Below are 11,827 nucleotides of genomic sequence, written 5' to 3' on the forward strand. Positions count from 1 at the left end.
TGAGGATCCCGGCCGGACCTCTCCCTCTTCCGAAAGCAACGCCCGGTCGCATGGCGACCGGCGGCCCGAAAGGACCCGAGCGAGATGGAACTCCGGATCAACCGGCGATCCCTGATCGTACTGGCGGCCGTGGGGGCCCTGTCGGCCTCCTCCTTCGCCGTGCTGCGCCCCGAGCCCGGCGGCGCCTCCTCCCACCGCGAGGCGCCGATGATCGCCGGCGACCCGCGCAACGACAACACCGACGTCTACGGTTTCGTCAGCCCTGACAAGCCCGACACCGTCACCCTCATCGCCAACTGGCTCCCGTTCGAGGAGCCCGTCGGCGGGCCGAACTTCTACACCTTCGACACCAAGTCCCGCTACAACATCAAGATCGACAACAACGGCAACGGCCGCCCCGACGTCACCTACCAGTGGACGTTCCGCGACCAGGACAAGCGCGGCAACAGCACCTTCCTCTACAACAACGGGCCGGTCACCTCGCTGGACGACCCGAACCTGCTCTTCCGCCAGCGCTACACCCTGAAGAAGTACGACGCGAAGCACGGCTGGACCACCCTGATCAAGGACGGCATCGTCGCGCCGAGCAACGTCGGCCCCGCCTCGATGCCCGACTACGCCAAGCTGCGCGCCCAGTCGCTGCACAAGATCCCCGGCGGCGGCCAGACCTTCGCCGGCCAGGCCGACGAGGCGTTCTTCCTCGACCTTCGCGTCTTCGACCTGCTGTACGGCGGCGACCTGTCCGAGGTCGGCCAGGACTCCACCAAGGGCTACAACGTGCACAGCGTGGCCATCCAGGTCCCGAAGGACGAGCTCGCGGTCAAGGGCGACGCCAAGCGCAACCCCGTCATCGGCATCTGGTCCACCACGGAGAAGTGGAGCCCCACCGGCTACAAGCAGGTGTCGCGTCTCGGCAACCCGCTGGTCAACGAGGTCGTCGTGCCCGCCGGGCTCAAGGACACCTTCAACTCCCTCAGCCCCGACAAGGACGCGGGCATCCCCGCGGTGGTCAAGCGGGTCACCGACCCCGAGCTGCCCAAGCTGATCGAGGGCATCTACAAGATCCCCGCACCGAAGACGCCGCGCAACGACCTGGTCGAGATCTTCCTGACCGGCATCGCCAAGGCCAACGGCCCGATCAAGGCCGACCTGAACTCGCAGATCCTGAACAAGGACGTCGACCCCAAGACGTTCCGCCCGTCGGAGATGCTGCGGCTCAACATGTCCATCCCGCCCGCCGCCAAGCCCAACCGGCTCGGTGTGCTCGCGGGTGACCTGCAGGGCTTCCCGAACGGCCGCCGCCTCGGCGACGACGTGGTGGACATCTCGCTGCAGGCCGTCGAGGGCGCCGCGCAGACCGGCAAGCTGGTCGACGCGCTCGCCGCCGGCGACAAGGTCGACGCCAACGACCGCCCGTTCCAGGACAAGTTCCCGTACATCCCGCTCCCCAGCGCGGCCGCGGTCAACACCCGCTGATCCCCCCGCTGCGCGTCGCGGCGGCGGCCGGCTCGCACCCGGCCGCCGGCACCGGCTCGGCTCCCGCCGGCAGCGTGGCGGGAGCCGGGGCGCCGCCGGTCCACCCCGGCGGCGCCATCCCCATCCGGGCCCCCTTCAGGAGAGTTCACCATGCGCGACACCCTGCGCCCGCACGACCCGCACCCCCACGACCCCCAGGGCCGCCGCACCCAGGACTCTTCTTCCTCCGGCCCGCACACCGAGACCACCCCGTCCTCCCCCGGCCAGCACACCGAGACCTCCCCCGGCCCGCACACCCAGACCTCGTCCGGCCCCCGCACCGAGACAACCTCCGGCCCGTCCTCCGAGGGCCGCCGTGCCCGGGGCTCCCGCGCCCGGCGCCCGCTGGGCAGGGTCCGGACGGCCGCCGGGACCGTGGCGGGGGTGCTCGCCATCGCGGTGGCCGTCACGGCGGGGGCCTCGCTGTTCCCCGGCGGTGAGCCGCAGGCCGCGCCCGTGCTGACCACCGCCGCCCTGCCCGGCGCCGGGATCTACGGACCGGCCGGTGGGCCCGGGTCGGTGAAAGCCCTCCAGGACCGGCTGCGGCGGCTGCCCAAGGACCACCAGGCGTGGGCGGCGCTCGGCGCGGCGTACGTCCAGCAGGCGCGGATCACCGCCGACCCCACCTACTACACCAAGGCCGAGCAGGCCCTCGACCGCGCCGCCCGCCTGGCCCCCGGGGACTTCGCCGTGCTGACCGGCCAGGCCGCGCTCGCCGCGGGGCGGCACGAGTTCGCCGACGCCGTACGGCTCGCCCGCCGCGCCGCCGAGGCCAACCCCTACGGGCCCGCCGCGTACGGCGTGCTCGCCGACGCCCACACCCAGCTCGGCGACTACCCCGAGGCGAGCGAGGCCGTGCGCCGCATGATGGACCTGCGGCCCGGCGTCTCGTCCTTCACCCGCGCCTCCTACGACGCCGAGCTGCACGGCGACACCGCCAAGGCCCGCGAGCTCATGGAGGCGGCCCTCGCGGACGCCTTCACCCCCGAGGACGCCGCCTACTGCCGCTACTACCTCGGCGAGCTGGCGCTGCGCGCGGGCGACCTCGCCACGGCCGGGCGGATGTACCGCGAGGCCCTGCGCACCTCCCCCGGCTTCCTGCCCGCGCTCGCCGGGCAGGCCCGCGCCGCCGCCCTGAGCGGCGACCTGGAGCGGGCCGCCACCGGCTACGCGGCCGTGGTCGGGCGGGTGCCGCTCGCGCAGTACGTCACCGAGTACGGCGAGGTGCTGGAGAAGCTCGGCCGCGACCCCTCGGCGCAGTGGGCTCTGCTGCGGGCGCAGAAGGACCTGATGGCCGCGAGCGGCGTGCGGGACGACATCACCTGGGCGGAGTTCGAGGCCGACCACGGGTCGCCCGCCGCGGCCGTCCGCCACGCCGAGGCCGAGTACGCGCGCAACCCCAACGTGGTCGCCGCCGACGCGCTGGCGTGGGCCCTGCACAAGGCGGGCCGCTCGCGCGAGGCGCTGCCGTACACGAAGAAGGCCACGGCGCTCGGCTGGCGCAACGCGCTGTCCGCCCACCACCGCGCGGTCATCGAGAAGGCCTCCGGGCGGGACGCCAACCTCTTCTCCTCGCTGACCACCGAGTACAACCCCGAATTCGACCCGACTCTCCCCTCTCTGGCGAGGTTCACATGATCGCCCTGGTCGTGGCCGCCGTCGTGGCCGTCCACCCGCTCGGCAACTTCACCGTCAACCACCACAACGGCCTCGAACTGCGGCCCGGCCAGGTGCGCAACACCGCGGTCGTCGACTACGCCGAGCTGCCCACGCTGCAGTCGGCGCCGGTCGTGGACGCCGACGGCTCGGGCGCGGCGTCCGGCGAGGAGCGGGCCGCGTACGCGCGGGTCACCTGCGCCGAGCTGGCGCGGGCCCAGCGGCTGGTCGTGGACGGCGCGCCGGTGCCGTGGCGGACCGGCCCGGCCTCGTTCGAGTACCTGCCCGGCCAGGGCGGGCTGCGCACCGGGCGCCTGACCTGCGAGCTGTCCGCTCCGGTCGCCGCGGCGTCCTCGGTGGCGTTCACCGACGCCTTCCTCGGCGACAAGCTCGGCTGGCGGGAGATCACCGCCGCGGGCTCCGGGGTCGGCCTGGCGCCGTCCGGCGTCCCGGCCACCAGCCCCACCGGCGTGCTGCGCCGCTATCCCGACGATCTGCTCGCCGACCCGCTCGACCAGCGCTCGGTCACCCTGCGGGTGGCCGGCGCGCCGTCCTCGGGGACCGCCCCCGACGGGGGTCTCGCCGGGCCGGGCGGGATCTCCACGGCCGGCGGGTTCGGTCTCCCGGGTCCTCTCGGGGACGGGCTCGCGGCGCTGGACCGCACCTTCACCGGCCTGGTCGGCGGCTCCTCGCTGACGGTGCCGCTCGGCCTGCTCGCCGTGCTGCTCGCGGTGGTGCTGGGGGCCGGGCACGCCTTGATCCCCGGCCACGGTAAGACGATCATGGCCGCCTATCTGGCGGGGCGGCGCGGACGGCCGCGGGACGCGTTCGTCGTGGGCGCCACCGTGACCGCCACCCACACCCTGGGTGTGCTCGTGGTGGGCCTGCTGATCAGCGTGTTCTCGTCGCTCGCCGGGGAGTCGGTGCTGTCCTGGCTCGGCCTGGCCAGCGGCGTCCTGATCGCCGTCATCGGCACCCGCCTCTTCGTCTCGGCCCTCCGCAACCGCGCCAACCCCGTCGCCTTCGGGCACGGTCACGGACATGGGCACGGTCACGGGCATGGCCACGGACACGGTCACGGGCATGGCCACGGACACGGTCACGGGCATGGCCACGGACACGGTCACGGGCATGACGACGCCCGGCCGGGACGGGCGGGGTTGCTCGGGCTCGGGGTGGCGGGGGGCCTGGTGCCGAGTCCGTCGGCGCTGATCGTGCTGCTCGGGGCGGCGGCGCTCGGCCGTACGTGGTTCGGCGTCGCCCTGGTCGTGGCCTACGGCCTCGGCATGGCGGCCACGCTCACCGCGACCGGCCTGCTGCTCGTGAAGCTGGCCTCACGGCTGGACCGCCTGGCGTCCGCCCGCCAGGGCCTCGCCGCCAAGATCGCCGGGTTCACCCCGATGGGTACCGCGACGATGATCGTCGTGCTCGGCGGCGGCCTGGCCCTGCGCAGCCTCACGGCGGCCTTCTGACACCTCCGGTGCCCCGGGCCCCACCGGGGCACCGGAGGGACGGGTCAGCGGCGGCCGCCGTACTCGCGGCGGATCTCCTTGGCGGTCTCCATGATCTCGTCCTTGGTCCGCAGCAGCTTGGCCTCGGCCTCCTCGGTGCGGGCCTCGGCGGCCATCGTCCGGTTGCCGGTGCTCGATCCGAACCGGCGCTTGGCCCGGGCCTTCAGTTCGCGCAATCTCAACCTGTCCATGAGACCCATCGGACTCCGCCTTTCATAGAGTGCCCCTCCCCACTCCCCCGGAGAACGGGAACCATGCGCAGGACGGTGAACGGGTGTCAGGCGAGGAAGGCGCGCAGCAGCGAGGCGGTGGCGTCCAGGTGCTCCACCACGGCGCGCCGGGCGGCCTCGGGATCCCCGGCCAGGATGGCGTCCACCATCGCGACGTGCTGCGCGGCGGCGTGGTCGATGTTGGGCCCGAGCACCGGGATCGCGTTCAGCAGGTCGGTGACGCGCAACCGTGCGTCCGCCGCGGCGGCGGCCAGCAGCGAAGACCCCGTCAGCTCGGCGATGGCCAGGTGGAACGCGGTGTCCAGCCGCCGGTAGTCCCCCGGGGCGGCCTCGTTGACGTCGGTCAGCCGCCGCCGCAGCAGGTCCCGCTGATCGGGGGTCAGCGCGGTGGTGGCCAGCACCTGCGCCGCGCCGCACTCGATGGCCATCCGGAACGTCAGCGCGTCGGCCAGCTCCCCCGCCCCCATCTCGATGACGGCCCTGCGCAGGTCGCCGTGCCCCGGCCGGGGCGTCTCGTAGACGACGAACGCCCCGCCGTACCGTCCGCGCCGCACGTCGAGGTAGCCGGCGTCCTGGAGGGCGCGGATGGCCTCGCGCAGGGTGACGCGGCTGATGCCGAGCTGGGCGGCGAGCTCACGCTCGGGGGGAAGTTTCTGGCCCGGCGCGACCACGCCGAGCTTGATGGCCTGTAACAGCCGCTCGACGGTCTCCTCGAAGGCGTTGCCGGCCCGGACCGGCCCGAGAAGCGCGACGAGCTGCGGTTCGCTCATCACGTCCCCCTCGCACCCGATGCCAATGGTTCGAGATTAGTCCTTTTCGTCCCTGGAACGCGCCGGACCGTTGACGCGGGGGCACTGCTGGTGCTTGCATGCCGCCAATGGTCTGTTTCCAGACTTTTGACGGAAGGGAGCGCCGTGCTCACCCTCGACGAACTGCGTGACGATGTGGCCGCCGGACGGGTGGACAGCGTGCTGCTGGCGATCGTCGACATGCAGGGACGCCTCCAGGGCAAGCGGCTGTCCGCGCGGTACTTCCTTGCGGAGGTGCTGGAGCACGCCGCCGAGGGGTGCGACTACCTCCTCGCCGTGGACATCGACATGAACACGGTCGGTGGTTACAGCATGTCGTCCTGGGACCGGGGGTACGGCGACTTCGTCATGCGACCCGACCTGGACACGCTGCGCCGGGTGCCCTGGCAGGAGGGCACCGCCATGCTGATGGCCGACGTGGTGTGGGAGAACGGCACGGGGGTGCCCGTCTCGCCGCGCCAGATCCTGCGCGGGCAGATCGCCCGGCTCACCGAGCGCGGCCTGGCGGCGTACGTCGGGACCGAGCTGGAGTTCGTCGTGTACAACGACAGCTACGAGAGCGCCTGGGGCAAGGCCTACCGCGACCTGTCCCCCGCCAACCTGTACAACGTCGACTACTCCCTGCTCGGCGGCGCCCGCGTGGAGCCGTTGCTGCGCCGCATCCGGCTCGGCATGGAGGGGGCGGGCATGTACGTCGAGTCCGCCAAGGGCGAGTGCAACCTCGGGCAGCACGAGATCGCGTTCCGGTACGCCGAGGCGCTGACCACGTGCGACAACCACACGATCTACAAGAACGGCGCCAAGGAGATCGCGGCCCAGCAGGGCATGTCGATCACGTTCATGGCCAAGCCGAACCAGCGGGAGGGCAACTCCTGCCACATCCACATCTCGCTGCGCGACACCGGCGGCGGGCCGGTGATGGCGGGCGACGGGCCGCACGGGCTGTCCAAGACCGGGGAGCACTTCATCGCGGGACAGCTGGCCGCGCTGCGCGAGCTGACGCTGATGTACGCGCCCAACATCAACTCCTACAAGCGGTACGTCGAGGGCAGCTTCGCCCCGACGGCCGTCAAGTGGGGCGTGGACAACCGGACCTGCTCGATGCGGCTGGTCGGGCACGGGCACTCGCTGCGGGTGGAGAACCGCGTGCCCGGCGGCGACGTCAACCCTTATCTGGCGGTGTCGGCCCTGATCGCCGCCGGCCTGCACGGCGTGGACAACGAGCTGCCGCTGGAGGAGCCGTACGGCGGCAACGCCTACTCCTCCGGCGCGGACCGCGTGCCCGGTACGCTGCGGGACGCCCTGGCGTTGTGGCAGGGCTCGAAGATCGCCAAGGCCGCGCTCGGCGAGGAGGTCGTCGAGCACTACGCCAACAACGCCCGGGTCGAGCTGGCCGCCTTCGACGCGGCGGTCACCGACTGGGAGCTTTTCCGGGGATTCGAGCGGATGTGAGATGAGGATCGTCAATCCGGCCACCGAGGACGTGCTGGCCGACGTCGAGCTCGCCGACGTGGCCGAGACCGACCGCGCGGTGGAACGGGCCAAAGCCGCGTTCCCCGCCTGGCGGGACGTGGCGCCCGGCGACCGCGCGCGGCTGCTGCGGCGCTTCGCCGACCTGGTCGACCGGCACGCGGACGAGCTGGCCGAGCTGGAGCTGGCCAACGCCGGGCACACCGTGGGCAACGCGCGGTGGGAGGCGGGCAACGTCCGCGACGTGCTGCACTTCTACGCGGGGGCGCCCGAGCGCAACCACGGCAAGCAGATCCCGGTGCCCGGCGGGGTGGACATCACGTTCCACGAGCCGCTCGGCGTGGTCGGGGTGATCGTGCCGTGGAACTTCCCCATGGTGATCATGACCTGGGGCGCCGCGCCCGCGCTCGCCGCGGGCAACACCGTCATCGTCAAGCCCGCCGAGTGGACGCCGCTGACGGCCCTGCGGCTCGCCGAGCTCGCCCTGGAGGCCGGCCTCCCCGAGGGGGTGCTCCAGGTGCTGCCTGGGGCAGGGGAGGTCGCCGGGGCCAGGCTCGCCGGCCACCCGGACGTCGCCAAGATCGTGTTCACCGGTTCCACCGAGGTGGGCAAGCAGATCGCGGCCGCGGCGGCGGCCACCGTCAAGCGGGTCACCCTGGAGCTCGGCGGCAAGAGCGCCAACATCGTGTTCGCCGACGCCGACCTGGAACTGGCCGCGGCCTCCGCGCCGGGGGCGGTCTTCGACAACAGCGGGCAGGACTGCTGCGCGCGGTCCCGGGTGCTCGTCCAGCGGCCGGTGTACGAGGAGTTCCTGGAGCGGCTGGAACGGGCCGTGACCGCCGTCATCGTGGGCGACCCGCGCGACCCCGGCACCGGCATGGGACCGCTGATCAGCGCCGAGCACCGGGACCGGGTGGCGTCGTACGTGACCGGCACGCCGCGCTTCCAGGGCACCTGCCCGGCGGGCAAGGGGTTCTGGTTCCCGCCGACCGTGCTGACGCACGACTCGCTGGACGAGCGGGCGTTCACCGAGGAGATCTTCGGGCCGGTGGTCAGCGTGGTGCCGTTCGACGACGAGGGGCACGCCGTGCGGATCGCCAACGACACCCGGTACGGTCTGTCGGGTTCCATCTGGACCCGGGACGTCGGGCGAGCGCTGCGGGTGGCCCGGGCCGTCGAGGCGGGGAACCTCTCCGTCAACTCCCACTCCTCGGTGCGGTACTGGACGCCGTTCGGCGGCTACAAGGAGTCGGGGCTCGGCCGCGAGCTCGGGCCGGACGCACTGGCCGCCTTCACCGAGACCAAGAACGTCTTCATCGCTCACTGAGATCTAGGAGATGGATCCGATATGCAACGTCTGCTGGACCGCGTCGCCGTGATCACCGGCGCGGCTGGGGGCATCGGGCTCGCCACCGCGCGCCGCTTCGCCGAGGAGGGCGCCAAGGTCGTGTGCGCCGACCTCGACGAGGAGGGCGGCGCCAAGATCGCCGACGAGGTCGGCGGCCTGTTCGTCCGGGCGGACGTCACCAGCGAGGAGGACGTCGCCCGCCTGTTCGAGATCGCCGCCGACACCTACGGCAGCCTGGACATCGCGTTCAACAACGCGGGCATCTCCCCGCCCGACGACGACTCCATCCTCACCACCGGCATCGAGGCGTGGCGCCGGGTGCAGGAGGTCAACCTCACCAGCGTGTACCTCTGCTGCAAGCACGCCATCCCGTACATGCGGCGGCAGGGCAAGGGCTCGATCATCAACACCGCGTCGTTCGTCGCGGTGATGGGCTCGGCCACGTCCCAGATCTCCTACACCGCGTCCAAGGGCGGCGTGCTGTCCATGACCCGCGAGCTCGGCGTGCAGTTCGCCCGCGAGGGCATCCGGGTCAACGCGCTGTGCCCGGGGCCGGTCGACACCCCGCTGCTGCGCGAGCTGTTCGCCAAGGACCCCGAGCGGGCGCAGCGGCGGCTGGTGCACGTGCCGATGGGCCGGTTCGCCGAGGCGTCCGAGATCGCGGCGGCCGTCGCGTTCCTCGCCTCGGACGACGCCAGCTTCATCACCGGGGCCGAGTTCCTGGTGGACGGCGGCATCTCCGGCGCCTACGTCACCCCGGTCTGACGTGGGCGCCTACCGGCCGATCATCGGCATCACGTGCTACGTCGAACCCGCCGCTTTCACGGTGTGGCAGATGACCACCGCGCTGCTGCCGTACAACTACGTCGAGCGGGTCGCCGCGGCGGGCGGCCAGCCGGTCATCGTGCCGCCGGCGGGCGACCCCGCGCCGCTGGTGGAACGGCTGGACGGCCTGATCGTCGCCGGGGGCGGCGACCTGGACCCCGGCCGGTACGGCGCGGAGGCGCACGACAAGACCGGCTACGTGCGCGAGTTCCGCGACGAGGCGGAGTTCGCGCTGGTCGGCGCGGCGCTGGCGGCCGGGCTGCCGCTGCTCGGCATCTGCCGGGGCATGCAGGTGCTCAACGTCCACCTCGGCGGCACCCTGCACCAGCACCTGCCCGAGGTCGTCGGCCACGGGGGCCACGCGCCCGCGCCCGGCGAGTTCGGGAACATGCCGGTGCGGGTGACGCCCGGCAGCACGCTCGCCGACGTACTCGGCGGCGGCACGTCCGACGCCGCGCACTACCACCACCAGGCGGTGGACCGGCTCGGCGACGGGCTGACGGTGTCGGCGACCGCCGAGGACGGCACGGTGGAGGCCGTCGAGCTGGCCGGGCACCCGTTCGCGCTCGGCGTGCAGTGGCACCCCGAGACCGGCCCCGACGGCCCCCTGTTCGAGGCCCTCGTGGCCTCGGCGGCGCCCGCCCGGCATTGGTAAGGTGGGCCGGAACACCGGTGACCCCGTGCGGGAGAGTGCCCTGACATCCGGTCAGGGCCCCTGAAGGAGCAAGTCCTCCCACGAACCTCACAAGGCAAAGGACCGCGCGGGTCAGGTGGCCTCTGGAAAGTGGGTCCCCGCTGCGCGTGGGACCTCGCCGAAGGTGAAAGTCCGGCAAAACCCGGGCGAAACTCTCAGGCACCGATGACAGAGGGGGAGGATGCTGTCATCCAACCCTGCCTGAGGTGCGCATCATGTCCAGATCTACACCGCTCCGCGAGGTGCACGAGAGCCTCGGCGCGACGCTCACCGACTTCGCGGGCTGGCTCATGCCGCTGCGGTACGGCAGCGAGTCCGCCGAGCACAACGCCGTGCGCAAGGCGGCGGGGCTGTTCGACCTGTCCCACATGGGGGAGATTTTCGTCACCGGGCCGCAGGCGGGCGAGGCGCTCGACCACGCCCTGGTGGGCCACCTGTCGGTGCTGGAGCCCGGCCGGGCCCGGTACACCATGATCTGCGCGCCGGACGGCGGTGTGCTGGACGACCTGATCGTCTACCGTCTGCCCGACGGGGAATACATGGTCGTGGCCAACGCCTCCAACTACCTCCGGGTCGCCGCGGAGCTCACCGCGCGGGCTGAGGGCTTCGACGCCGAGATCGACGACCGCTCCGAGCAGTACGCGCTGGTGGCCGTGCAGGGCCCGCGCGCCGCCGAGATCGTCGCCTCGCTCACCGACACCGACCTGTCCGGCCTCAAGTACTACGCCGGTCTTCCCGGCGTCGTCGCGGGCTTCGAGACGTTCGTCGCGCGCACCGGCTACACCGGGGAGGACGGCTTCGAGCTGTTCGCCGCCGCCGCGGACGCCGTGCCGCTGTGGCAGGCCGTGGCCAAGGCCGGGGAGCCGCACGGCCTGCGTCCCGCCGGGCTGTCCGCCCGGGACACGCTGCGCCTGGAGGCCGGGATGCCGCTGTACGGCAACGAGCTGAACGCCGGCCTCACCCCCTTCGACGCCGGCCTCGGCCGCGTCGTCAAATTCGGCAAGCCGGGCGACTTCGTCGGTCGCGCCGCGCTCGCCCCCCTCAAGGACGTCCCCCCGCGCCGGCGCCTGACCGGCCTGGTCGCGCGGGGCCGCCGAGTGCCACGCCACGGTTACCCCGTGGTCCTCAGCGGAGACGGCACCGTCGTTGGAGAGGTCACCAGCGGCGCCCCGTCCCAGTCACTCGGCAAGCCGATCGCGATGGCTTACGTGGACACCGACGTGTCCGACGGCCTGGCGGTCGACATCCGTGGTAGCCATGAACCGGTCGACGTGGTTGACCTGCCTTTTTACCGGAGGAGCATGTGAGCAGCATTCCCGAGGAGCTCAGCTACACCAAGGAGCACGAGTGGGTGGCCGGGGTTGACGACGGCCTGGTCGTGACCGTGGGGATCACGGCCTACGCCGCCGAATCCCTCGGCGACGTCGTCTTCGTCCAACTCCCCGAAGCCGGCGCCACCCTGGAGTCCGGCGACGCCGTGGGCGAAGTGGAATCCACCAAGTCCGTGAGCGACATCTACGCCCCCGTAGGCGGCGAGGTAGTCGAGATCAACGAAACGGTGGTAGACGACCCCTCGCTCATCAACTCCGACCCCTACGGCGAAGGCTGGCTCTTCCGAATCCGAGTCTCCGGCGACCCCGAAGACCTCTTGACCCCCGAGGAATACACCACCCTAACCACCACCGACTCCTAACCCCACCCCCCACCCCTCGGCCGATCCCTGTCGGCCGAGGCCCCACCCATCCCCCCTCCCACACCCCCAGCCGCCC

At 72.4% G+C, this 11,827-nt stretch carries 11 protein-coding genes and 2 riboswitches; of the genes, 9 read left to right on the forward strand and 2 right to left on the reverse strand.

All coding sequences use genetic code 11. From position 1 onward, the window contains the following. Positions 1-84 precede the first annotated feature (84 nt). From ACFP1K_RS29910 to ACFP1K_RS29920, 3 genes are all read left to right on the forward strand, one after another. Positions 85-1,476, forward strand: coding sequence for a DUF4331 domain-containing protein (locus tag ACFP1K_RS29910; RefSeq protein WP_380759517.1), 1,392 nt, complete (start codon positions 85-87; stop codon positions 1,474-1,476). A gap of 150 nt (positions 1,477-1,626) precedes the next feature. Further along, on the forward strand, positions 1,627-3,153 hold the full coding sequence (locus ACFP1K_RS29915; RefSeq protein ID WP_380759519.1) for a tetratricopeptide repeat protein: 1,527 nt from the start codon (positions 1,627-1,629) through the stop codon (positions 3,151-3,153). Further along, a complete protein-coding gene (locus ACFP1K_RS29920) occupies positions 3,150-4,643 on the forward strand; it encodes a nickel/cobalt transporter (RefSeq protein ID WP_380759520.1) in 1,494 nt (497 codons plus the stop codon). Before ACFP1K_RS29915 ends, ACFP1K_RS29920 begins: the two co-directional genes overlap by 4 nt. A gap of 44 nt (positions 4,644-4,687) precedes the next feature. Here ACFP1K_RS29920 and ACFP1K_RS29925 read toward each other — a convergent pair whose 3' ends face one another. Next, the gene (locus tag ACFP1K_RS29925) at positions 4,688-4,873 is read right to left on the reverse strand and encodes a hypothetical protein (RefSeq protein ID WP_380759522.1); all 186 of its coding nucleotides are present in this window, start codon (positions 4,871-4,873) and stop codon (positions 4,688-4,690) included. Between the two features lie 86 nt (positions 4,874-4,959). Continuing rightward, entirely contained in the window at positions 4,960-5,682 is a 723-nt protein-coding gene (locus ACFP1K_RS29930) for a FadR/GntR family transcriptional regulator (protein ID WP_380759524.1), read from the reverse strand. A 144-nt stretch (positions 5,683-5,826) separates the two neighbouring features. Here ACFP1K_RS29930 and ACFP1K_RS29935 point away from each other — a divergent pair, with 144 nt between their 5' ends. From ACFP1K_RS29935 to gcvH, 6 genes are all read left to right on the forward strand, one after another. Next, the gene (locus tag ACFP1K_RS29935; RefSeq protein ID WP_380759526.1) at positions 5,827-7,173 is read left to right on the forward strand and encodes a glutamine synthetase family protein; all 1,347 of its coding nucleotides are present in this window, start codon (positions 5,827-5,829) and stop codon (positions 7,171-7,173) included. 1 nt (position 7,174) lies between these two features. Continuing rightward, positions 7,175-8,518 carry an aldehyde dehydrogenase family protein gene (locus ACFP1K_RS29940; RefSeq protein WP_380759528.1) on the forward strand — a complete coding sequence of 448 codons (1,344 nt, stop codon included), beginning with the start codon at positions 7,175-7,177 and terminating at the stop codon, positions 8,516-8,518. A gap of 21 nt (positions 8,519-8,539) precedes the next feature. After that, positions 8,540-9,304 carry a 3-oxoacyl-ACP reductase gene (locus tag ACFP1K_RS29945; protein ID WP_380759530.1) on the forward strand — a complete coding sequence of 255 codons (765 nt, stop codon included), beginning with the start codon at positions 8,540-8,542 and terminating at the stop codon, positions 9,302-9,304. Position 9,305: 1 nt separating this feature from the next. Further along, on the forward strand, positions 9,306-10,019 hold the full coding sequence (locus tag ACFP1K_RS29950) for a gamma-glutamyl-gamma-aminobutyrate hydrolase family protein (protein WP_380759532.1): 714 nt from the start codon (positions 9,306-9,308) through the stop codon (positions 10,017-10,019). Between the two features lie 18 nt (positions 10,020-10,037). Then, a riboswitch (glycine riboswitch) is annotated at positions 10,038-10,134 on the forward strand. Next, a riboswitch (glycine riboswitch) is annotated at positions 10,135-10,240 on the forward strand. Between the two features lie 33 nt (positions 10,241-10,273). Beyond that, positions 10,274-11,365 carry a glycine cleavage system aminomethyltransferase GcvT gene (gcvT, locus tag ACFP1K_RS29955; RefSeq protein WP_380759534.1) on the forward strand — a complete coding sequence of 364 codons (1,092 nt, stop codon included), beginning with the start codon at positions 10,274-10,276 and terminating at the stop codon, positions 11,363-11,365. Further along, a complete protein-coding gene (gene gcvH / locus ACFP1K_RS29960) occupies positions 11,362-11,751 on the forward strand; it encodes a glycine cleavage system protein GcvH (RefSeq protein ID WP_380759536.1) in 390 nt (129 codons plus the stop codon). Before gcvT ends, gcvH begins: the two co-directional genes overlap by 4 nt. Positions 11,752-11,827 lie beyond the last annotated feature (76 nt).

The organism is Sphaerisporangium aureirubrum (genome assembly GCF_042658925.1).
GTDB lineage: Bacteria > Actinomycetota > Actinomycetes > Streptosporangiales > Streptosporangiaceae > Sphaerisporangium > Sphaerisporangium aureirubrum.